We start from the raw sequence: 21,864 nt of genomic DNA, 5'->3' as shown, positions 1-21,864 counted from the left end.
ATCAACGTGCAAAAGTACACCGAGCGAAGCGAGGGACTTTTGCACGGACCTAATGTGCCACTCACCAAGTCAGACATTCAGATCCCGGTTCCATGACCATCAACACCGGCCGCCCGGCCCCGACCTCGTTTCCCGTCGCCGCATTGTTGACCGGGCTGGTCGCCTTCGGGCCGATCTCGACCGATCTTTATCTGGCCTCGCTGCCCGACATGGCGCGCGATTTCCACACCAGCGTCGAGATGGTGCAGCTGACGCTGTCGGTGTTCCTGGCCGGTTTCGCCACGGCGATGCTGATCTATGGCCCGCTGTCCGACCGCTTCGGTCGCCGGCCGGTGCTGATGGCCGGCGTGGTGATCTATCTGGCCGGCTCGCTGGCCTGCATGCTGGCACCCTCGATCGAGGCGCTGATCGCCTCACGCTTCCTGCAGGCCTTGGGCGCCTGCTGCGGCCCGGTGGTCGGCCGCGCCGTGGTGCGCGACGTCTATCCGCGCGAACAGGCGGCCAAGGTGCTGTCCTACATGGCCTCGGCCATGGCGCTGGCCCCGTTCGCCGCCCCCATCGCCGGCGGCTGGTTCCACACCTTGTTCGGCTGGCGCTCGAATTTCGTGCTGCTGACCGTGTTCGGCCTGGTGCTGTTGGCGGGCGTGTGGCGCTGGCTGGACGAGACCAACGCCCACAAGGACCCGCACGCGCTTTCGCCGATCCGCATGCTGGGCAATTACCGCGCCCTGCTGACCGATCGGCTGGTGCTGGGCTACACCCTGACGGTGGCCTTCACCTTCGGGGCGATGTTCACCTTCATCTCGGCCTCGTCCTTCGTGCTGATCGACGTCATGGGTCTGGCCCCGGCCTTCTTCGGCTTCGGCTTCGCCATCGTCATCTCGGGCTATATCGTCGGCGGCTTCGTCGCCGGGCGCTGGACCGGGCGGATCGGTCTGGACCGCACCGTGCTGATCGGCGCAATCCTGTGTGCCGCCGCCGGGCTGGTGGCGGCCGGGCTGTCCTGGAGCAACGTCCAGACCTTCCAGGCGGTGCTGCTGCCGATGATGGTGCTGTTCCTGGCCGCCGCCCTGGTGCTGCCCAACAGCACCGCCGGGGCCATCGCGCCGCATCCGCGCATGGCCGGGTCGGCCTCGGCCCTGGTCGGCTTCGTCCAGATGGTGCTGGGCGGCACCGCCGGCTGGCTGCATGCCGCCTTGTTCGACCATTCGACCCGGGCCTTGACCAGCCTGGCGGCGGTGATGGCCTGCGGCGCGCTGGTGGTTTTCCTGCTTCTGGTCCGCCCCGTCAATCGGAGTTGACGAAGCGCTGGCGCGGGGCCGGCACCACCGCAGCCGGTCGGCCGACATCCTTCATCAGGCCGGGGCCGTTGACCATGTCGAAGCCCGAGCCGACCACCTCGCCGACGACGTTGCGGCGCCTGGCGCTCCACAGATAGCAGCCGGCGCCGGCCTGGGTCGCGCTGCATTGCAGGCTTTCCAGGGTCTGCAGCAGGCGCTGGTCGTTCATCCGTTCCTCGTCGCGCAGTTCGGACAGGTCCAGCCCGACCTTGGCCCCGCCCAATTCATCGACCCGGCACAGCAGGTCCGACGACACCCGCACCCTTAACAGCACGTCGCCGCACAGGCCCTGCAGGAAGCGGGTGACTTCCGCCACCGCTTGGGGTTCGGCGTCGTCGGGAATGCGGAACACTTCCAGCGACAGGTGGCGCTGGCGTTCGTCGGCCTGAAGCTCGGCGAACAGGGGCAGCAGGGCGGCGCGGCGATCCAGCCGCAACGAGCTCCAGCACAGCGGCACGATCACCGTGCCGGCGCGGCCGGCCGCCAGCGCGGTCTTGAGGTCGCGCATGGCGTTGGCGGTGACGAAGCGGTCGATCGCGAAGGCGGTGGCATCGTCGCCCTCGGGGTAGGCCTGGCCGCCTTCCAGCGGGGGGCTTGCCGGGCCATCGACGCGGACCACCCGGGCGCAATAGGCGGAAATCGCCTCGCTCGAGGCCACCCAGGTCGGCCGCCACAACAGCGACAGGCGGGTCTCGCCGGTCAGGGCGCCGACACTCTGCCAGGGTGACGGGACCAGATGCTTCTTGGCCACCACGATCGGCGTCCAGGGCTGGGCATCGACCACCCGATGGGCCGGCGCCTCCATCCGTTGCCAGCCGGGGTCGGCGGCATTGGGGTCCAGATGCTCGACGAAGGCGTGGGTTTCGGCCAGGGCGGTCTGGACCACCCGGCCATCGACGCGGCCGTCGGCGGACAATGTCTTGCCGGCCGACAGACAGGCCGCCGACGCCAGCGGACGTTCGCCGCCGACGCAGCCCTCGCCCAGCAGGTGGCGGCTGATTTCCTGGGCGATCAGGGTGACGATCCGCCGGGCCTCGTCGGCATCGATCGCGGTGAAGGCCAGCAGCCAGGAATCTTCGCCGTGGCGCTGCCAAGCGTTGCCGGCCCCGATATAGCGACGGATCAGGTTGTCGACGATGATCGCCACCTTGTCGGCCAGCCGCGGCCATTTGTCGCCGACGGCTTCGCGGAAATCGCCCAGCGACACCGCGCGGACCCGGCCGGCACCGCCATCGGGCCGCGCCGCCAGCGCCTGGACCGCCTGCTCGAACGGGGACAGGCGCCTTTGTTTCTCGGGCTTGGCGGAACCGGCACCGTCGGAAGCGGGTGCGCCCGCCGACGACGATTTGCGGTGTCCGGCACCGCCGAACAACCGTGACCATAGGTGGTGGAACATCTCGCCCCTCCCCGACCGCCCCCAGGTCGTCGTGCCATCATGTCAACACCCTAGCACATGGGCGGGCCGGCCAGTTTCGACAAGGGTTCAGGGCAGAGGTGTCAGAATTGCCGCAGCAGGCGGCGCAGATAGTCGCGCTCGCCCGGCGGGCGGGCGGGGTCGGCCGAGCGCCGGCGCAATTCATCCAGGATGCGCTGCGACTTGTTGAGCTCGGCGCGGTGGGGAACCCGGGTGGTGCCGTCGTCGGCATGGCCGGGGGCCGGGCGGCCCAGCGGATCGCGGCCGCCGGGCCGGGCGCCGCCCATGGCCATCCGCTCTGCCGCCGCCGCCCCCTGACGCAACAGGTCAAGCGCCTGGTTCTGCGCCTGGGCGGCCTGCTTCCAATCGTCGGCGCGCAAGGCCTGGGCGGCCAGGCCCATGGACTCGCCGGCCTGGTCCAGGCCGGGCATCGCTTGGCCCAGCGATCCGGCCAGCTTGGAGGCCGCCTCGGCCAGGGCGCGGGCCACCTGCTCCTGGCCCTGGGCCGAGGCCGCCCCGGACGCCGCTGCCGGCGCCTGGCTTTGGCGGTGGCTGTAATCCAGCAGGGCCTGCTGGCGGCGGATTACCGCCTGCAGCTCGGCCATGCCCTCGACCGGCGGGGCGGTGTCGTCGCCGCGCTCGATGGATTGCAGCAGATCGGACAGGTCCTTCAGTAACGCCGCCAGCGCCTCGTGGGCGCCGTTGCGGGCCATCTCGCGCGCAGCCTCCAGCATCGCCGCCAGGTCTTCGGCATCGACCACCCGCGCGGCATCGTCCATGGGGCCGCCGCCCTGGGGGCTGCGGGCCGTCATCGCCCGCAGCCAGCGCTCCATCGCCGCCTGGAAGGCGCTCAGCAATTGATCGATCCGCCCGGAGGGCGCGCCTTCGGCGACCGCCTGCTCGACGGCGCGCCGCGCCTCTTCCAGGCTGCGCTCGGCGGCGGCCAGGTCGCCATCCTCGATGCGCAGCGCGGCGTTCCACAACAGGTCCTGCAACTCGGCCGGGTCGTGATTCTCGTCCAGCAGGGCGTGGCGGGCGACGCGCAGGGCCAGGAAGGCCACAACGTCATCGCCGAACCGGGCGGGATCGGCACTGATGGCGTCCAGGGCCACCACCACGTCCAGCACCCGCACGGTCGACAGGGTCAATTGGCGGCGCTGCTCGATCACCGCGCGGGCGCCGGGATGGCGAAAGGCGCGTTCCGGCAGGGTCATCGCCACCCATTCGCCGCCGCTGGTCTGGCCGACGGAATCGGCGGCCAGCGGGCGCAGGGTCACCGGCAGGCCGGCCCACGGATGGGCCGACAAATCGTGCCAGCTGTCCATCTGCACATTTCTGGGCTGGGTGCCGGCCAGCGGCAGCGGCACCAGCAGCGGTTCGGCCTGGTGGTCCAGCCCGGCGCGGCGGATTTCCAGCCATATCCGGCCCAGCCCGTAATCGTCCGACGCCGACACCGCCACCCGCAGCCGGCCGCGCTCGGCCGCCTGCGGCGGTTCGGTGAAGGAAATGGAGGGAAGGGCGTCGGCGACGGTATCGACCTGCCAGCCGGCCAGCTCGAAGCCCCATTGCCGGATCATTAGCCGCCCGCTGTGGGTCAGCGCCGTCTCGGCCCGGCTTTCACCGTCGCCCATCGGCTCGAAATCCAGGCGATGGCCGTCGGCCGCCAGGCTCAGGCCGCCCCAGCCGCCGGTGGCGCTGGCCATCACCCGGCTGCCGGCCGGGACCGTCACCCGCTGGCCGGGGCCAAGCGACAGTGGGGCAATGCCGGTATGGGCCGGCGGGGTCAGCCAGACATCGAGGCGCTCGGGGGCCAGGGTGCCGGGCAGGACCGGCGGCGACACCGCCCGGCCCAGGCGGGCCCAAACCTCGCCGGTGCCGCCGGCCAGGGCGACGACCAGCAGCAGCAGGGCGCCGGCCCGCCAGCCATAGGGGTCGCGCGCCGCCATGTCGGACCGAGGGGGCGCCAGCCGCAAGGCGGTTAGGGCGTGGGCGGCGCGGCGGCGATGATCGGCCCAAAGCAGGCAATCGCCGCCGACCGGCCGGTCGGTCAGCGCCGCCAGCGGGCGGTGGGGCAGGCCGCTGTCTTGTTCCAGGCGTCGCGCCGCCTGGTCCAGGGTCGGGCGTGGCCAGTGACGGATCAGATCAAGCTTGATCCAGGCGGCGGTGACGGCGAAGGAAACCAGCACCGCCAGATGGACCCCGCCGGGCAGACGCGGCAAGGCGTCGAACAGGACCAGCGCGGCGAAGGCGGCCGCCAGCGAGGCCAGGGCCACCAGGCGCGGCCATACCGCTTCCAGCCACAGGACCAGCCGCGCCGCCGCCAGCCAGCGGGTCGGAGCGGCAAGGTCCGTGGTCGCCGCCTTCATCAGCCCTTAGCCGAACCAGTCGGGCAGGCTTTCCAGCGCCAGCATCTCTTCATAGGACGGCCGGGCGCGGACGATGGCGAACTGATCGCCCTTGACCAGCACCTCGGGGATCAGCGGCCGGGAATTATAGGTCGACGACATCGCCGCGCCATAGGCGCCGGCGGTGCGAAACACCAGCAGGTCGCCCTCGGCCAAGGGCGGCAACGGGCGCTGGCGGGCGAAGGTGTCGCCGGTCTCGCACACCGGGCCGACCACATCGACGGCGATGATGCCGGCCTTGGGGTCGGGCTGGACCACCGGCAAGATGGCATGGTGGGCGTCGTAAAGGGCCGGGCGCATCAAATCGTTCATGGCGGCATCGACGATGGCGAAGGTCCGGGTCGCCCCTTCCTTCATATAGACCACCCGCGACACCATGATGCCGGCATTGCCGACCAGCAGGCGGCCCGGTTCCAACACGATGCGGCAGCCCAGGTCGCCCAGGGTGGCGCGGATCGCCTCGGCATAAAGGTCGGGATGGGGCGGGGTCTCGTTCTCGTAGGGCACGCCCAGGCCGCCGCCCAAATCCAGGCGGCGGATGTCGATGCCGTCGGCCCGAAGGATCGCCACCAGGTCGCGCACCCGCAGGAAGGCCTCGCGGAAGGGCGCGACATCGGTCAATTGCGAGCCGATATGGCAGGCGATGCCCACCACCTCGATCCCCGGCAGGGACTGGGCCTTGCGATAGACCTCGTGGGCGCGGGTCCATTCGATGCCGAACTTGTTTTCCTTCTTGCCGGTGGTGATCTTGGCATGGGTGCCGGCGTCAACGTCCGGGTTGACGCGCAGCGCGATCGGCATGCGGACGCCGCGCGCCGCGGCGATGTCGGACAGCGCCTCGAGTTCGGGTTCGGACTCGACGTTGATCTGCATGATGCCCTTGGCGACGGCGAATTCCAGCTCGCGCCGGGTCTTGCCGACGCCCGAGAAGACGATGCGCGACGGCGGCACGCCGGCGGCCAGGGCCTGGCGCAATTCCCCTTCCGACACCACGTCGGCGCCGGCGCCCAGCTCGGCCAGGGTGCGCACCACGGCGATGTTGGGGTTCGACTTCAGGGCGAAGCAGATGGTGGCGTCCAGGCCGGCCTTGGACAGGGCCTCGGCGAACACCGTGTAATGGCGGACCAGGGTCGCGGTGGAATAGCAATAGAACGGCGTCCCCACCTGGGCGGCGATGGTGTCCAGCGGCACGCCCTCGGCATGCAGGCGGCCGTTGATATAGTCGAAATGGTTCATTTTTGGTCCTCGGGCTCGTTCTCGGACGGTTGTTCTGTCTTCTTCTCGCTGGGGAACCTGACGTTAGGATAGTGGCGCGGATAGGTCGAGCCCTCGGGCGGGATCACCGAACCGCGCCGGCCGCAGGCGGCGAGGGGGGCACAGGCCAGGGCACCGGCCAGGGCGGCCAGCAGGGTGCGGCGGTTCATCGGGCGCCGCCTTCCAGCCACTTGGCCCGGGCGGCGGCCACCTGTTCGCGCACGCGCAGCGGCGCGGTGCCGCCGAACGAGACGCGGCTGGCCACCGAATGATCGACCGCCAGCACGGCGCGGGCCTGTTCGGTGATGCCGGGCTCGACCGATTGCATCTCGTCCAGGGACAGCTGGTCGATGTCGCAGCCCTTGGATTCCGCCAGCTTGACCAGCGATCCGGCGACATGGTGGGCGCGGCGGAACGGCATTTTCAATTCGCGCACGCACCAATCGGCGATGTCGGTGGCGGTGGTGAAGCCGGCCCCGGCGGCGGCCTTCAGGATAAGGGTGTTGACCTTCATGTCGCCGATCATGCCGGTCATGGCGGCGATGGACAGTTCCATGGTGTCGGCCACCTCGAACACCGGTTCCTTGTCGTCCTGCATGTCCTTGGAATAAGCCAGCGGCAGGCCCTTCATGACGATCAGCAGGGCGTTGAGGTCGCCGATCACCCGTCCGGTCTTGGCGCGGATCAGCTCGGCGGCGTCGGGGTTGCGCTTTTGCGGCATGATCGACGAGCCGGTGGTGAAGGCGTCGGACAGGGTGACGAAGCGGAACTGGGCCGAGGTCCAGATCACCAACTCTTCCGCCAGGCGCGACAGGTGGACGGCGCAGATCGAGCAGGCCGCCATGAATTCCAGCGCGAAATCGCGGTCGGACACGCCGTCCAGCGAATTGTTCATGGGGGCGGCGAAATCCAGCTGGGCGGCGGTGAAATGGCGGTCGATCGGGAACGAGGTGCCGGCCAGCGCCGCCGAGCCCAGCGGGCATTCATTGAGGCGGACGCGGGCGTCGGCCAGGCGGCCGCGATCGCGGCCGATCATCTCGACATAGGCCAGCATGTGATGGCCGAAGGTGACTGGCTGGGCCGCCTGCAGGTGGGTGAAGCCGGGCATCACGGTGGCGGCATGTTCCTCGGCCCGGGTGATCAGGGCCTGCTGCAGGCCTTTCAGGGCGCCGTCCATGCCGTCGATGGCGTCCCTGACCCACAGGCGGAAGTCGGTGGCGACCTGATCGTTGCGCGAGCGCGCGGTGTGCAGCCGGCCGGCCGCCTCGCCGATCAGCTCGGCCAGGCGGGCCTCGACATTCATGTGGATGTCTTCCAACTCGTGGCTGAAACGGAACTGGCCGCTTTCGATCTCTTGCCGAACCTGTTCCAAGCCCTGCACAATGGCGTCGCCATCGGCTTCGGTCAGGATCTTCTGGCGCACCAGCATCCGGCAATGGGCCTGCGAGCCCCGGATGTCTTGGGCGTAAAGACGCTTGTCGAAATCGATCGAGGCGTTGATTCGGCTCATGATCGCCGCCGGGCCGACGGCGAAGCGGCCGCCCCACATCGAGGACGCGGCGGGCTGGTTGGGCTTTTCAGTGGACATGCAAGGACCTTGAAACGATGAAGTCGGGCAATTCGGGCATTGGCCTCCCCTGGGCCGCCCTGGCGCTGTTGCTGGCGGTGGCTGCGGGCGTGGCGGTGGCCGTGCTGGGCACAAGCTACACCGAACGGCCAAGCAACCCAAGCGTCTCGGAAGCATTGATCGCGGCGGCACCGCCGGGCAAGCGCAAGGCAGCGCCCCGGTTCGCCTTCACCGACCACACCGGGGCGCGGCTTGACCTCGCCCGCTTCAAGGGTCGGGTGGTGCTGGTCAATCTGTGGGCGACCTGGTGCCCGCCCTGTGTGGCCGAGATGCCGTCGCTGGATCGGCTGCAGGCCAAGCTGGGCGGCGACGGCTTCCAGGTGGTGGCGATCTCGCTGGACAAGGGCGGCGCGGCCATCGTCAAACGCTGGTTCGACCATGCCGGGCTGAGTGCGCTGGCGATCTATAATGCTCCGCCCGGCGACTTCGCCGGCGCGCTGCTGCCGACCTCGATCCTGATCGATGCCGAGGGCCGCGAGGTGTGGCGCGGCGAGGGGGCCTATGATTGGGTGGGCGAGGAAGCGGTGGCGACGGTCAAGGCCCTGCTGGCCGAACGCTAGTCGCCATTTCTTTTAAGCCCGGCGGCGTTTGAGCCGGCCCGGCACGGGCAGCGCCCCGCGCATAATACGACTGAGCCGGCCCGGCACGGGCATGCGCCTCGCGCAAAAAACCCGAAAAGCCGCCCCGAGGGGGGCGGCTTTTCAGGTGGGAGACCGGACACGACCCGGACCGGAAATCGTTACGGCTGCTTCCTTCCGGACCTGACCGGGTTGGCGACGGGTCCGTCCGCGCCGATCTCCCGGCGGGAATATCGGGGGAGTCGGGATCGATTGCAAGGATTCTCTACACCCGCGCCTTCCTGGCGAAGCGGAAGAAGACCGGCGGCCGGCCGGCCAGGCATTTCTGCTCGTAACGGGTCGCTGGCCAATCGGGCGGCAGCAGCGAACGGTCGGTGGTCACCTGCAGTTCGGTGAAGGCCGGGTGGGCTCGCAATTGGTGGGTGGCCCAATCCTGGTAGACCGGGTCGTCCGAGGCGACGCGCAGCTCGGCGCCGTCTTCCATCAGGCGGGCCAACAGGTCCAGATTGTCCGGGCCGATGAAGCGGCGCTCGGCATGGCGGGTCTTGGGCCAGGGGTCGGGGAACAGCACGAACACCCGGTTCAGGCAGGCATCGGGGAAGGACGGCAACAGGCGGCGCGCATCGTCGGCGAAGATGCGGACATTGGTGATCTCGCCGGTCTTGATGTGGGTCAGCAGGCTGGCGATGCCGTTCTTGAACGGCTCGCAGCCGATGATGCCGATTCCTGGATAGGCCCGCGCCTGGGCGGCGACATGCTCGCCGCCGCCGAAGCCGACTTCCAGCCACAGCTGGGCCGGGGCCGGGTCGAACAGGGCCTTGGGGTCGACGGTCTGGCCTTCGGTCGGCGCGGTGACAGCCAGGCGAGGCAGCAGGTTGGCCAACAGGTCAAGCGCCGCCGGACGCAGGCGCTTGCCGCTGCGTCGGCCAAAAAAACGCGGGTCCTTGGTGGGGACCCGCGCATTTTCAGGATGATCGCTCATCAGGCGTCAGAAGGCGCGCTTCAACTGATCGACCAGATCCAGCTTCTCCCACGAGAAGCCGCCGTCGGCGTCCGGATTGCGGCCGAAATGGCCGTAAGCCGAGGTGCGGGCGTAGATCGGCTTGTTGAGGGCCAGATGGGTACGGATGCCGCGCGGGCTGAGATCCATCAGTTCCTGCAGAACCTTGGACAGCTTGTCCTCGTCGACGCGGCCAGTGCCGTAGGTATCGACATAGACCGACAGGGGCTTGGACACGCCGATGGCGTAGCTGAGCTGGATGACGCACTTGTCGGCCAGGCCGGCGCCGACGACGTTCTTGGCCAGATAGCGCGACGCATATGCGGCCGAACGATCGACCTTGGTCGGATCCTTGCCCGAGAAGGCGCCGCCGCCATGGGGGGCCGCGCCGCCGTAGGTGTCGACGATGATCTTACGCCCCGTGAGGCCGCAATCGCCGTCCGGGCCGCCGATGACGAAACGGCCGGTCGGGTTGACGTAGAAGGTCTCTTCCGGGCACATCCAGCCTTCCGGCAGCACGTCCAGGACGTGCGGGCGGACGATCTCGCGGACGTCGGCCTGGGACAGGCTGGCATCGTGCTGGGTCGACACCACCACCGAGGTGGCGCGCACCGGCTTGCCGTCGCGATATTCCAAGGTGACCTGCGACTTCGAGTCCGGACCCAGCAGCGGCTGGGCGCCCGAGTGACGGGCCTCGGCCAGGCTCTTCAGGATCTCGTGGGCGTAATAGATCGGGGCCGGCATCAAGACCGGGGTCTCGTTGCAGGCATAGCCGAACATGATGCCCTGGTCGCCGGCGCCTTCATCCTTGTCGCCGGCCGAATCGACGCCGACGGCGATGTCGGCGGATTGCTGGTGGACATGGACCTGGACCTGGGCGTTCTTCCAGTGGAAGCCGTCCTGCTCGTAGCCGATATCCTTGACGGCGTGACGGGCGATATCTTCCATCAGGGCGGCATTGACCGAGGCCGGGCCGCGCACTTCGCCGGCCAGCACGATCAGGTTGGTGGTGGTCAAGGTCTCGACGGCGACGCGCGAAAAGGGGTCGGCGGCCAAGAAGGCATCGACGACGGCGTCGGAGATGCGGTCGGACACCTTGTCGGGATGGCCTTCAGAAACGGATTCGGACGTGAACAGGAAATTCTTCTTCGACACGGGGCAAGCCCTCCTAGTTCCAGTGTATTGGACCAGGGGCACCGGACCGGCCGCCTTGACCGACATCAGCGATGCACCCACTTAGCCGGTGTTTTTCGTGGCGGCAAGCGGTCACAAATCTCCACGTGGGACGCGCGGCACGCACCCCAGGGTCGCTCTTGTGGCAGGCGGGGAGAGGCTTCGTCAAGCCTTATCGAAAAGGGCGGGGTGTCGGCCCCGCCCTCGATGCCCGGTTCAGGCTCCGGCGACCTCGGCCAGCGCCTTGGCCAGCTCGTAAACCCGCTTCCTGACCTGCGGGTCGGTGATGCGGTAATAGGCCCTGACCAGCTCAAGCGTTTCGCGCTTGGCCATGGGATCGTGCTCGAAATGGGCCGGCAACTCGGCCAGTTCGCCGATGCCGGCGATCAGCGCCGGGCTTTGCTCCTTCAACTGGTCGTCCATGTCGTCGAAGAAGAAGCTGACCGGCACGTCGAGGACGCGAGACAGGTCGAACAGACGGCTGGCGCCGACGCGGTTGGCGCCACGCTCGTACTTCTGGACCTGCTGGAAGGTCAGGCCCAGGGCCTCGCCCAACTTTTCCTGGCTCATGCCGAGAAGGGTGCGGCGCAGCCGGACGCGGGCGCCGACATGGACGTCGATCGGGTTCGGCTTGCCCGAGGGTGTGCGGCCGCGATTGCCGCCCTTGCGCGGGCCTGTCTTTGCATTGCGCGGAGCTGTGACCATCGGTTCTCAATCCCTGACTTGATGAAATATTGTGCCGCGAGGCGATGACCATACAATACGGACCAATTTGTATGCAAGTCAACCGGGAGAGGGCGGCGGGAACAGACCCGTCAGCCGATTGTTAGCGCTCTATAGATTCCATGCGCCGCAGGAAAAAGCCAATTATGACCAAAGATAGGGCCAAAGCCAACGCGGCGCCGTTTCCCCACCGCGAGAACAAAGTAGGGGCGGCGGCCTGGGGCAGGATGGAATCGACGATACCGCGCTGGCCGAGGTCGAGACGGGCGACGGTGCGACCCACCGGGTCGATCACCGCCGAGATGCCGGTATTGGCGGCGCGCACCAGCGGTGCGCCTTCCTCGATGGCGCGCATGCGACCGGCGGCCAGATGCTGGTACGGGCCGGCCGAGCGTCCGAACCAGGCGTCGTTGGTGACGGTCAGCAGCCAGAGCGGCCGCGTGCCGCCGCGGTCGGCGATCGCGCCGGGAAACACCGATTCGTAGCAGATGAACGGCGCGAACGGCGGAAGACCGGGCAGCGACAAGGTCACCGGCCCCGTCCCGGGCGAGAAGTCGATGCCGCCATGGGTAATCTTGGCGATGGGCAGCACGGCGCGCAGCGGCACGTATTCGCCGAACGGCACCAGATGGACCTTGTCGTAAAGTCCCAGGACCTGGCCGGCGGCGTCGATGGCCATCAGACTGTTCCACAGGGTCACCGGCTCGACGCCCCGGGGGGTGACACGCGGCGCCCCGGTCAGGACCATGCCGCCCAGCGGCGCCGCGCTGGCCACCAGCGCCCGGTGACGGTCGTCGAGATCCAGGAAGTAAGGCGCGGCCGTTTCCGGCCAGACGACATGGGTGACCTGGTCGAAGCCCGGCCCGCGCGACAGGTTCAGATGGTCGAGCAGATGCGCCTCGCGCAGCTCGTCCTTCCATTTGTGGCTTTGGGAGATGGCCGCCTGGACCAGGCGCAACCGGATGCCATCGACCGCTTCGGTGGGATTGGCCGCCAGACGCGCCCCGCCGGCCGCCCACAGGCCGGCCAGCAGCAGGCCTGCCGCGATCAGCGCCGCCAGCTTGTGGCGGGTCGGGCGGAAATCGGCGGCCAAGGCCGGCAGGGTGAAGATCAGGAGCGAAAGCGTCCCCAGCCCCAGCACGCCCAGCACCGAGGCGGCCTGGGCCACCGCCGGCACCGCGTCCCAGATCGAGCCGATGGGATTCCACGGAAATCCGGTGCCGACCCAGGTGCGCAGCCATTCGGCCAAGGTCCAGGTACCGGCCAGGGCCAGGATGCGGGCCAGGCCGGCCAGCTTCAACAGATGCACCGCCCAGGTGGCTGATCCGATGGCCAGCGCCTGCACCCCGGCCAGCCCGATGGTGGCGAACGGGATCATCCAGGCGAAGCGGTCGGCCTCGATCAGCATGGCGTTGCCGATCCAATAGAAGCCGACGGAATAGAAGCCCCAGGCCCACCACCACCCGGTGCCGAAGGCGGCGAAGCGCGAGCGGGCGCCGGCCAGCAGCCAGACCAGGCCGCACAAGGACGGCAGCAAGACCGGCCACAGGCCCAGGGGCGGCAGCGACAAGGTGGCGAGCAAACCCAAGGCCAGGGTCAGGCCGCGCCGACGCCAGCCGGTCAGGGCCGACAGCCAGGCCGCCCCCGCCCCGGCCCAGCCGAACCCGCCAGGGGTGGCGCGAGCCAGGGCGCAGGCGGCGGTATTCATCAGGATTCCTCGGTCGCGTCGGCGGCGACGATGCGGCGCACCCTCAGCCACTTGACCCGGCGCGGGTCGGCGTCGGTGACCTCGAATTCCAGCCCCGACGGATGGTTGATCAACTCGCCGCGCGCCGGCACCCGGCCGGCGATGAAGAACACCAGGCCGCCCAATGTATCGACGTCGTCGCGTTCCTCGTCGGTCAGCACCTGGCCGACCACGTCCTCGAACTCGGCCAGCGGCGTGCGGGCGTCGGCCTCGATCACCCCGTCGGGGCGGACCACCATGTCGGGGTCGGTGGCGCGGTCGTGTTCGTCCTCGATCTCGCCGACGATCTGTTCGACCACGTCCTCGATGGTGGCCAGGCCGTCGATGCCGCCATATTCATCGACCACCAGCGCCATGTGGGTGCGCTTCAGGCGCATTTCCAGCAAAAGGTCGGTGGCGCGCATGGCCGGCGACACGAACAGCACGCGCCTGACGATGCGGTGCAGTTCGAACGGCTTGTCGACCCGCATCACCGCCATCAGGTCCTTCAGGTGGACCATGCCGATGACGTCGTCCAGGGTGCCGCGATAGACCGGCAGGCGCGAATGGCCGCAGCGGGTGAACAATTCGGTCAGTTCGGCCAGCCCGCTTTCGGCCTCGACGGCGACGATGTCGGCGCGCGGCACCATGACGTCATAGGCGGTGACGTCCCGAAGATGCAGGATGTTGCCCAACAGGACCCGTTCGTGGTCGTCGATGGGAACGCCGGAATCGTCGCGGTCCTCGATCAGTTCCTCGAGCGCCTCGCGCACCGTCTCGGCGCCCTTCGAGCGGCGCAACTGGCGCACCCAGGCGCGGAAGGTCTGGAACAGGCTGTCATCGACCGCCGAGGTCGCGGCCGGATTGGTCTCGTGCGCCCCGCCATTCCGGGGCTGCGGAGGGTGCGGGTCGTTCATCGCCGTTCGCCCTCGGCCTGCGCATAAGGGTCAGCGATGCCGAACGCGGCCAGGACCTTGGTTTCCAGGCGCTCCATCTCGTTGGCCTCCACCTCGTCCTCCTCGTGGTCCCAGCCCAACAGGTGCAGCACGCCATGCACCACCAGATGGGCGGTGTGATGGGCCAGGCTTTTGCCCTGTTCGTCCGCTTCGCGCCGGCAGGTCTCGAGCGCCAGCACCACGTCGCCCAACAGGATCGGCGCGCCGATCGGAGCCGGCGGTGCGTCAAGGTCGTCCAGCGCCGCGAAGCTCAGCACATTGGTCGGCTTGTCCTGGCCGCGCCAGTCGCGGTTCAGTTCCTGCACCTGGGCATCGTCGGTCAGCACGATGCTGATCTCGACCGCCGGGCCGTCCAGCTCGCCGGCGCCTTCCTGCAGGGCGGCGGCGGCCATGGTGCGGCACAGTTCCACCGCCCCGGGCAGGGCCTCGCTCCAGCCTTCGTCCTCGATGCTCACCGCGACGTCGATGGCGGTTTCGCTCATGCCTTGGGGTCCTTGCGCTTGCGTTCGGCGCGGTCATAGGCGCGCACGATGCGGGTGACCAGATCGTGGCGCACCACGTCACGGTCGGTGAAGGTGACGAACGACACGCCGGGCACGCCGTCCAGGATTTCCAGGGCGTCCTTCAGGCCCGACTTGGTGCCGGGCGGCAGGTCGGTCTGCGACAGGTCGCCGGTCACCACCATGCGCGAATGCTCGCCCATGCGGGTCAGGAACATCTTCATCTGCATGGTGGTGGTGTTTTGCGCCTCGTCCAGGATGACGAAGGAATTGGCCAGGGTGCGCCCGCGCATGAAGGCCAGCGGCGCCACCTCGATATCGCCGGTGGTCAGCTTCTTCATCACCTGGTCGCCCGGCAGCATGTCGTGCAGGGCGTCGTACAGCGGGCGCAGATAGGGATCGACCTTGTCCTTCAGGTCGCCGGGCAGGAAGCCCAGCCGCTCGCCGGCCTCGACCGCCGGGCGTGACAGCACGATGCGATCGACCTGGCCTTCCAGCATCATCGACACCGCCTTGGCCACCGCCAGATAGGTCTTGCCGGTGCCGGCCGGGCCCAGGCCGAACACCAGCGAATCGCGGCCCAGCGCTTCCAGATAATCGGCCTGGACCGGGGTGCGCGGCGCGATGTGGCGCTTCCTGGTGCGCAGGACCAGATCGGGGGCGGACGAGGCGGCGGCGCGCCGGGTCATCCTGAGGGCGGCATCGACGTCGGCGGTTTCCAGGTGGCCCTGGCGCCCGGCCAGGGCGTACAGATCGTCCAGCGCGCGGGCCGCCTCGGCGGCGACCTCGGGCGGGCCGGACAGTTCGACACTGTTGCCCCGCGTGTTGACGGCGACGCCCAGCACCTGCTCGATGCGGCCGAGATTGGCATTGTGGGGGCCGAACAGAATCTGCAGCAGGGCGTTGTCGGCGAATTCGCGCAGCACCAAGGCGGGCGGGGCGATGGCTGGCTTGGTCACGCCCGTTTCCTTTCCGCGGCGATTGCGACCGCCTTCAGCGAGTTGGGGTGGACCTCGGCGATTTCGACCTCGACCACCTGGCCGCGGCGATCGCCGACATCGTCGACATGGACCGGCTGCATATAGGGGCTGCGGCCGACCAACTGGCCGGGGCGGCGGCCGGGGCGGTCCAGCAGCACGCTCATCCGCTTGCCGACGCAGGCCTGGTTGAAGGCCTTGGTCTGTTCGAGCAGCAGGGCCTGCAGTTCGGCCAACCGCTCTTCCTTGACCGGCTCGGGGACCTGGTTCGGCAGGTTGGCGGCCGGGGTGCCGGGGCGGGCCGAATATTTGAAGGAATAGGTCTGCACGAAACCGATCCGGCGGACGATGTCCAGGGTATCGGCGAAATCGGCATCGGTCTCGCCGGGGAAGCCGACGATGAAGTCGGAGGCCAGCGCCAGGTCGGGCCGGGCAATCTTCAGCCGCTCGGCCAGGCGCAGGTAGGTGTCGCGGTCGTGGCGGCGGTTCATCGCCTCCAGGATGCGGTTCGAACCCGATTGCAGCGGCAGATGCAGGAACGGCATCAGCGCGTCCACTTCGGCATGGGCCAAGATCAGGTCGTCATCCATGTCGCGCGGATGCGAGGTGGTGTAACGAAGCCGGCTGATGCCGTCGATGGCGGCGACCTCGCGGATCAGCCGGCCCAGGCCCCAGCCGTCCGAGGTCCAGGCATTGACGTTCTGGCCCAACAGGGTCAGCTCGACCACCCCTTGCCGGGCCAATTCGCGGGCCTCGTCCAGGATGGCGCTGGCGGGGCGCGAATATTCGCCGCCCCGTGTATAGGGCACCACGCAGAAGGTGCAGAACTTGTCGCAGCCTTCCTGCACCGACAAGAAGGCGGCGGCGCCGTCGGCCTGGGGGGCGGGCAGGAAGTCGAATTTCGGCTCGGGCGGGAATTCGGTATCCAGCACCGCGCCCCCGGCGCGCGCAGCTTGCGCCACCATCTCGGGCAGGCGGTGATAAGTCTGCGGCCCCAGCACGATGTCAACGAAGGGGGCGCGGCGCAGGATCTCCTCGCCCTCGGCCTGGGCGACGCAGCCGGCGACGGCGATGATCATCGGCTGGCCGCGCTCGGCCCGCAAAAGACGCAAACGGCCCAGTTCCGAGAATACCTTCTCGGATGCCTTCTCGCGGATGTGGCAGGTATTGAGGATGACCATGTCGGCCTGTTCCGGGCCGTCGGTCGGGGCATAACCCAGCGGCGCCAACACGTCCGCCATGCGGGCGGAATCGTAGACGTTCATCTGGCAGCCGTAGGTCTTGACGAAAAGCTTCTTGGTCACAGCCGTTCGGCCGCGGAATGCGGCCCCATCTGCAGGTTAGGAAACAGCATCGCCGGCCATCGAGTCAAGAATCCACTGGTCCATGGTCACGCCTCGACGCGTCCGGCCAGTGCGGTGACCAGCCCGTGCGAGATGACATCGTGGCAATGGTTGGCCAGGGCCTTGCGGTCGGGGAAATCGGCGATGGTCACCACCGGGTGGAAGGTCACCTCGATGGTCACCCGGCCCAGGCCCAGGGCGGCCGGCAGGTGGCCGGCCAGGGTCATGTCGCCGTACCAGGCATAGAATTGCCGCATCGCCCGGGTCAGCGGCAGCCCGTCCAGGCGGGTATAGGCCACCGACACCGGCTGCACCGGCAGGATCTGGCCGGTGCGCGCCGCGTCCTCGGCCACCGCGAACAGCGAGCTTTTGAACGGCAGCACCCGGTTGCCGTCGTTCGAGGTGCCCTCGGGGAACAAGATCAGCGAGCGGCCGGCATTCAGGCAGGATTGCAGCAGGTCGCGCTCGCGCGCGGTGCCGCCGCGCTTGCGGTCGACGAACACCGTCTGGGCGATGCGCGACAGGAAGCCGAAGCCCGGCCAGTTGGCCACTTCGCTTTTGGCGACGAAATTGGCGTCGATCAGCGAGCCCAGCACGATGATGTCGAGATAGCTGGCATGGTTGGCGATGAACAGCGCCGGCCGGGTCGTCTCGATGCGGCCGCGCACCACGATGTCGAAGCCGACCAGGCGGTTGACCATGCGGAAATAGGCGCGGACATAGCGGATATAGCCGCGCCAGCCCACCGCCAGCAGCACCAGATAGGGCGGCAGCAGCAGCAGCGTCCAGGCGACGAAGGCCAGCAGGCGGCAGACCGACAGGAAGGTACTGGTCATCGTTGTCCGATCACGAAGGCGCCATGACGTCGCGGGCGGTACGATCGTAATGCTTGGCGTATTTGGCAGTGACCAGCTCTGTCTTGACCATGACGCAGACGTCGGTGGTGTTGAATTGGTGGTCGATCACCGCGCCGTCGCCGACGAAGCCGCCCAGGCGCAGATAGCCCTTGACCAGCGGCGGCAGCGAGGCCAGCGCCCGGCGCGGGTTCAGACTGTCCTTGTCGACCAGGTTCATGTCGACATAAAGCTCGGGCAGGGCGCGCGGGCGGATGTCGTCGGGGGCCAGGTGGAAATGGTGCAGATAAGACAGCTGGGTGGCCAATTGGCTGGGGTCGGTGCCGGGCAGCGAGGCGCAGCCGAACATCAACTCGATCCCACGGTCCCAGACATAATTGGCGATGCCGGCCCACATGACCTGCATGGTGGTGCCGGTGCGGTAATCGATATCGACGCACGAGCGGCCCAGCTCCATGAACTTGCCGCCCTTGGCCAGGATCTTGGAAATGTCGTACTCGCCGGCGGTATAGAAGCGGCCATTGGCCTCGCCCACCTCGCGGCGGATCAGCCGGTAGGTGCCGACCACCGCGCGCCCGCCCGACCCGCGGGCCGGGTCCAGCACCAGCAGATGGTCGCAGATGTCGTCGAAATCGTCGAAATCCGAGCCCCTGGCCGCCATCTCGGCGGTCGGCTTGGCCCCCATCTCGTCATAGAAGATGCGGTAGCGCAGCGCCTGGGCGGCGGCGATCTCTTCCTGGTTGGCGGCCAGGCGGACTTCCAGGCGCGAGGATTCGGCGTCGGTCTCGGTCATGACGGTTCTTTGTCGGCCGGGGTGACCACGCCGTAAAGTTCGAGACGGTGGCCGACCAGCTTGTAGCCGTGGCGCCGCGCGATCTCGCGCTGCAAGGCCTCGATCTCGGGGCTGGTGAACTCGATCACCTTGCCCGATTGCATATCGATCAGGTGGTCGTGATGCTCGTTGGCCGCTTCCTCGTAACGGGCGCGGCCGTCGCCGAAATCGTGGCGCTCCAGGATCGCGGCCTCTTCGAACAGGCGGACGGTGCGGTAGACGGTGGCAATCGAGATGTGCGGGTCGATCTCGGTCGAGCGGCGATAAACCTCCTCGACATCGGGATGGTCGGCCGATTCCGACAGAACGCGGGCGATGATCCGACGCTGGTCGGTCATCTTCATGCCCTTGTCGATGCAGCGCTGTTCAATTCGCGAAATCATGGCGGTCCTTCATGGGCGGTTCCGGGCGTAAGACGGTCCCGGGGCGCATGATAGACGAAAGGCGCCGCGAGCGAAACCGCCCGCGGCGCCGACATCGTTTTGTCACCTCAGGCCGCCACCGGGAGGCCTGCTTGTCCGCGAATACTTCGCGGGCAGGACACTAGGCGCGACGAGCCGGGCGCTTGCGCGGCTTGGTGCCCAGGCCGATCTTCTTGGCCAGGGTCGAGCGGTGCGCGGCATAGTTCGGCGCCACCATCGGATAGTCGGCCGGCAGGCCCCAACGCTCGCGGTAATCCTCGGGCGTCATGTTGTAGGCGGTCTTCAGGTGACGCTTCAGCATCTTCAGCTTCTTGCCGTCTTCCAGGCAGATGATGAAGTCGGGGTTCACCGACTTCTTCACCGCCACCGCCGGCTGCGGGCGTTCGGGCACCGACGGCGCGCTACCCACCGAGGCCAGCGTGCGGTAAACTTCGTGAATCAACTGCGGCAAATCGGACACCGCCACGGTGTTGTTGGCGACGTGAGCGGCAACGATTTCGGTGGTCAGACCCAGCAAATCGCTGGAGGGGGAACGTTCTGACATGAGAGAAGACGCCTCCTGGAACTAGATTGTCGAGGTATATAGTTGTTTTGCCCTGTCCACGCAATAACCATTGCTGAAATATAAATGGCGGTTCTCGCATGACTGAGAAGATCAACTACTATCTTGACATCACTGGCGAGGTCTGCCCCATGACCTTCGTCCGGACCAAGTTGCTGGTCGAACGGATGGTGTCGGGCGAATTGGTCGAAGTCAGGCTGAGGGGAAAAGAGCCTTTGGGCAATGTTCCACGATCGGTCGCGGAACTGGGACACGAAATCGTCGCGATGGTCGCCGAAGACGGCGAAGGCCCGGAAGGTGTCCATCAATTGATCATTCGCAAGAAATGATGCGTATTAATACCTAGGGCGCATCCAGATCACGGCGCATCACCACCGCGTCAAGATCACCGTAATATTTCTTGCGGATGCCGACCCGCTGGAACCCCATCCGGTCGTAAAGGGCCAGACCCGATTGGTTGTTGGCGGCCACTTCCAGGAACATCTTCTCGGCTTGGCGGGCGCGGGAATCGTCGATGGCTACGCGCACCAGGCGCGAGCCCAGGCCGGCCTGGCGCCACGGCGGCAGCACGGCGATCGACAATATCTCGGCCTCGTCCGCCGTCACCCGCCACAAGACATAGCCGGCCGGGCCTGGGGGCTCGGTGGACGGCAACAATGATCCGCCCTCGACGGCGATCAGGCCGCTCGCACCGGGCATCGCCAAAATCTCGGCCATCGAGCCGGCCGACCACGGCTCGGCGAAGCAGATGGCGTGCATGCCGGCCAGCAATTCGGCATGGACCAGGGCGGCGGGGATCAGCTCGATATTCATGCCGGCAGGCAACCGGCGGGCATGGTGACGTCGGGGGGACGCAGATAGAGCGGCTCGGCGGCCAAATGGGTGCCGGCGGCCCAATGGCCGGCGGCCAATACAGCGACGATGGCGGCGTCGGGGGCGCCGGCGCCTTCGGCGACGATCGCCCCCGGCAGCAGGTCGCGCACCAGGTCAGCGCCATCGCCGGCCAGCACCAAAGGCACGCCAGCGAAACGTGCGGCGATCTGGGCCGGATTGGCCGCGCTGGGGGATTCCAAGGCCGTCAGGTCGGGGGCGAAGGGCTGGATCCACAATTCCTCGCGCCGGGAATCCAGCACCACCAGGATGGTGCGTCCGTCACGCAAGGGGGTGGGAACGGCGGCGGCCACCGCCTCGGGGGTGGTGATGCCGGCTACCGGCTTGGCCGCGGCCAGGGCCAGGGCGCGGGCGGTAGCCAGGCCGATGCGGATGCCGGTGAAGGCGCCCGGCCCCACCGTCACCGCCACCAGGTCGATGTCCGCCATGGTCTTGCCGGCCTCGGCCAGCACCTCGGCGATCATCGGCACCAGCGCTTCCGACTGGCCGCGGGCCATGGCGGAGAAACGCCGGGCCAGCACGGCGCCGTCGGCCCACAGGGCGGCGGAGCAGGCGGACGTCGCGGAATCGAAGGCAAGGACCAGCATGGGCGTCGCGGGCAGTGAACGGGGCGGCTATACTGCCCGTCCGCGCCGTCAGTTGAAAGGAAAACCCATGCTGCCGCTGGTGCGCGTCGATGCCGAAGCGCTGGGGCTGGACATCGCCCTGGCCTATGCGACGCCCGACAATTTCACCCGTCGCCCGGTCTATCTGGCCGATGCCGGCTGCTTCCTGCATGCCGACGCCGCCCCGCTGTTGGCCCGCGTCTGCCAACTGGCCCGGCCGCTGGGCCTGCGGGTCAAGGTGCTGGATGCCTTCCGGCCGTCGGAAGCGCAATGGGTGCTGTGGAACCACACGCCGCTGCCGGGTTTCCTGGCCGATCCGCGCCGGGGCTCGCCCCATTCCATGGGGGCGGCGGTCGATCTGACCCTGGTGGACGATGCCAGCGGCGCCGAGCTGGACATGGGCACCGGCTTCGACGAATTCTCGGCCCTGTCGCATCACGGCAATCAGGACATCGGGCCGGACGCCCAGCGCAACCGCCATCTGCTGTTGGGCATCATGACCAGTGCCGGCTGGGATTTTTACCGGAATGAATGGTGGCATTATCAGCTGTTCAGCCCGCGCGGCCGCTATCCGGTGCTGTCGGATTCGGTGCTGGGGCCGGACCGTATGATGGGGGTTTAGGCGCCTCGCGCCAAGCCCGCCCGGCGTCTGAGGGGGGCCGGCACGGGCCGCGCTTCGCGC

The 21,864-nt window shown here is 68.2% G+C and carries 23 protein-coding genes and 1 other RNA gene; 4 read left to right on the top strand and 20 right to left on the bottom strand.

Annotation, left to right across the window (positions count from 1 at the left end):
* Positions 1 to 92: 92 nt before the first annotated feature.
* Positions 93 to 1,301 carry a multidrug effflux MFS transporter gene (locus A6A05_RS01450; RefSeq protein ID WP_068496743.1) on the top strand — a complete coding sequence of 403 codons (1,209 nt, stop codon included), beginning with the start codon at positions 93 to 95 and terminating at the stop codon, positions 1,299 to 1,301.
* On the opposite strand, the gene A6A05_RS01445 is transcribed toward A6A05_RS01450, so the two are convergent.
* The 5 genes from A6A05_RS01445 to argH all read right to left on the bottom strand — a co-directional run bounded on the left by A6A05_RS01445 (position 1,288) and on the right by argH (position 8,001).
* Entirely contained in the window at positions 1,288 to 2,736 is a 1,449-nt protein-coding gene (locus A6A05_RS01445; RefSeq protein ID WP_156520840.1) for a hypothetical protein, read from the bottom strand. The genes A6A05_RS01450 and A6A05_RS01445 overlap by 14 nt on opposite strands.
* Positions 2,737 to 2,837: 101 nt before the next feature.
* Complete coding sequence (locus A6A05_RS01440; RefSeq protein WP_068496738.1) at positions 2,838 to 5,120, bottom strand: DUF4175 domain-containing protein; 2,283 nt, start codon at positions 5,118 to 5,120, stop codon at positions 2,838 to 2,840.
* A 6-nt stretch (positions 5,121 to 5,126) separates the two neighbouring features.
* Complete coding sequence (lysA, locus tag A6A05_RS01435) at positions 5,127 to 6,395, bottom strand: diaminopimelate decarboxylase (RefSeq protein ID WP_068496736.1); 1,269 nt, start codon at positions 6,393 to 6,395, stop codon at positions 5,127 to 5,129.
* Complete coding sequence (locus tag A6A05_RS01430) at positions 6,392 to 6,583, bottom strand: hypothetical protein (RefSeq protein WP_068496734.1); 192 nt, start codon at positions 6,581 to 6,583, stop codon at positions 6,392 to 6,394. The genes lysA and A6A05_RS01430 overlap by 4 nt, the downstream gene beginning before the upstream one ends.
* The gene (argH, locus tag A6A05_RS01425) at positions 6,580 to 8,001 is read right to left on the bottom strand and encodes an argininosuccinate lyase (protein ID WP_068496732.1); all 1,422 of its coding nucleotides are present in this window, start codon (positions 7,999 to 8,001) and stop codon (positions 6,580 to 6,582) included. Before argH ends, A6A05_RS01430 begins: the two co-directional genes overlap by 4 nt.
* Positions 8,002 to 8,018: 17 nt before the next feature.
* Between argH and A6A05_RS01420 the strand changes: the two genes are divergently transcribed.
* Entirely contained in the window at positions 8,019 to 8,600 is a 582-nt protein-coding gene (locus A6A05_RS01420) for a TlpA family protein disulfide reductase (protein WP_068496730.1), read from the top strand.
* 143 nt (positions 8,601 to 8,743) lie between these two features.
* Here the strand turns inward: A6A05_RS01420 and ffs are convergent.
* From ffs to A6A05_RS01355, 13 genes are all read right to left on the bottom strand, one after another.
* Positions 8,744 to 8,842, bottom strand: an RNA gene (gene ffs, locus A6A05_RS01415) — signal recognition particle sRNA small type.
* A gap of 41 nt (positions 8,843 to 8,883) precedes the next feature.
* Positions 8,884 to 9,600, bottom strand: coding sequence for a tRNA (guanine(46)-N(7))-methyltransferase TrmB (gene trmB / locus A6A05_RS01410; RefSeq protein ID WP_068496728.1), 717 nt, complete (start codon positions 9,598 to 9,600; stop codon positions 8,884 to 8,886).
* A gap of 6 nt (positions 9,601 to 9,606) precedes the next feature.
* Positions 9,607 to 10,773, bottom strand: coding sequence for a methionine adenosyltransferase (metK, locus tag A6A05_RS01405; protein WP_068496726.1), 1,167 nt, complete (start codon positions 10,771 to 10,773; stop codon positions 9,607 to 9,609).
* Between the two features lie 234 nt (positions 10,774 to 11,007).
* Positions 11,008 to 11,496 carry a helix-turn-helix domain-containing protein gene (locus A6A05_RS01400; RefSeq protein ID WP_068496724.1) on the bottom strand — a complete coding sequence of 163 codons (489 nt, stop codon included), beginning with the start codon at positions 11,494 to 11,496 and terminating at the stop codon, positions 11,008 to 11,010.
* A 121-nt stretch (positions 11,497 to 11,617) separates the two neighbouring features.
* Complete coding sequence (gene lnt / locus A6A05_RS01395; protein WP_082910600.1) at positions 11,618 to 13,222, bottom strand: apolipoprotein N-acyltransferase; 1,605 nt, start codon at positions 13,220 to 13,222, stop codon at positions 11,618 to 11,620.
* Positions 13,222 to 14,157, bottom strand: a complete 936-nt coding sequence (locus A6A05_RS01390; protein ID WP_068496721.1) for a hemolysin family protein — start codon at positions 14,155 to 14,157, stop codon at positions 13,222 to 13,224. Before A6A05_RS01390 ends, lnt begins: the two co-directional genes overlap by 1 nt.
* The gene (ybeY, locus tag A6A05_RS01385; protein WP_068496720.1) at positions 14,154 to 14,678 is read right to left on the bottom strand and encodes an rRNA maturation RNase YbeY; all 525 of its coding nucleotides are present in this window, start codon (positions 14,676 to 14,678) and stop codon (positions 14,154 to 14,156) included. Before ybeY ends, A6A05_RS01390 begins: the two co-directional genes overlap by 4 nt.
* Positions 14,675 to 15,655 (bottom strand): PhoH family protein, encoded by a 981-nt coding sequence (locus tag A6A05_RS01380; protein WP_082910599.1) that lies wholly within the window; start codon positions 15,653 to 15,655, stop codon positions 14,675 to 14,677. Before A6A05_RS01380 ends, ybeY begins: the two co-directional genes overlap by 4 nt.
* Positions 15,652 to 16,977 carry a tRNA (N6-isopentenyl adenosine(37)-C2)-methylthiotransferase MiaB gene (gene miaB / locus A6A05_RS01375; RefSeq protein ID WP_068496718.1) on the bottom strand — a complete coding sequence of 442 codons (1,326 nt, stop codon included), beginning with the start codon at positions 16,975 to 16,977 and terminating at the stop codon, positions 15,652 to 15,654. The genes A6A05_RS01380 and miaB overlap by 4 nt, the downstream gene beginning before the upstream one ends.
* 86 nt (positions 16,978 to 17,063) lie before the next feature.
* A complete protein-coding gene (locus A6A05_RS01370) occupies positions 17,064 to 17,852 on the bottom strand; it encodes a lysophospholipid acyltransferase family protein (RefSeq protein WP_068496716.1) in 789 nt (262 codons plus the stop codon).
* Between the two features lie 10 nt (positions 17,853 to 17,862).
* Positions 17,863 to 18,663: a GNAT family N-acetyltransferase gene (locus tag A6A05_RS01365; protein WP_068496714.1), complete on the bottom strand. Its 801-nt coding sequence runs from the start codon at positions 18,661 to 18,663 to the stop codon at positions 17,863 to 17,865.
* Complete coding sequence (locus A6A05_RS01360) at positions 18,660 to 19,085, bottom strand: Fur family transcriptional regulator (protein WP_068496711.1); 426 nt, start codon at positions 19,083 to 19,085, stop codon at positions 18,660 to 18,662. The genes A6A05_RS01365 and A6A05_RS01360 overlap by 4 nt, the downstream gene beginning before the upstream one ends.
* A gap of 160 nt (positions 19,086 to 19,245) precedes the next feature.
* A complete protein-coding gene (locus A6A05_RS01355; protein WP_068496709.1) occupies positions 19,246 to 19,668 on the bottom strand; it encodes a Ros/MucR family transcriptional regulator in 423 nt (140 codons plus the stop codon).
* A 98-nt stretch (positions 19,669 to 19,766) separates the two neighbouring features.
* Between A6A05_RS01355 and A6A05_RS01350 the strand changes: the two genes are divergently transcribed.
* Positions 19,767 to 20,015 carry a sulfurtransferase TusA family protein gene (locus A6A05_RS01350; protein WP_068496706.1) on the top strand — a complete coding sequence of 83 codons (249 nt, stop codon included), beginning with the start codon at positions 19,767 to 19,769 and terminating at the stop codon, positions 20,013 to 20,015.
* A 13-nt stretch (positions 20,016 to 20,028) separates the two neighbouring features.
* On the opposite strand, the gene A6A05_RS01345 is transcribed toward A6A05_RS01350, so the two are convergent.
* Positions 20,029 to 20,499: a GNAT family N-acetyltransferase gene (locus A6A05_RS01345; protein ID WP_068496704.1), complete on the bottom strand. Its 471-nt coding sequence runs from the start codon at positions 20,497 to 20,499 to the stop codon at positions 20,029 to 20,031.
* Complete coding sequence (gene tsaB / locus A6A05_RS01340) at positions 20,496 to 21,164, bottom strand: tRNA (adenosine(37)-N6)-threonylcarbamoyltransferase complex dimerization subunit type 1 TsaB (RefSeq protein ID WP_068496702.1); 669 nt, start codon at positions 21,162 to 21,164, stop codon at positions 20,496 to 20,498. Before tsaB ends, A6A05_RS01345 begins: the two co-directional genes overlap by 4 nt.
* Positions 21,165 to 21,231: 67 nt before the next feature.
* Between tsaB and ddpX the strand changes: the two genes are divergently transcribed.
* Entirely contained in the window at positions 21,232 to 21,804 is a 573-nt protein-coding gene (ddpX, locus tag A6A05_RS01335) for a D-alanyl-D-alanine dipeptidase (protein ID WP_068496700.1), read from the top strand.
* Positions 21,805 to 21,864: the final 60 nt, after the last annotated feature.

The sequence above is a fragment of the Magnetospirillum moscoviense genome, assembly GCF_001650635.1.
GTDB lineage: Bacteria > Pseudomonadota > Alphaproteobacteria > Rhodospirillales > Magnetospirillaceae > Magnetospirillum > Magnetospirillum moscoviense.
Note: the sequence above shows the minus strand (reverse complement) of the source record. Positions and strands in the feature narration are given on the sequence as shown.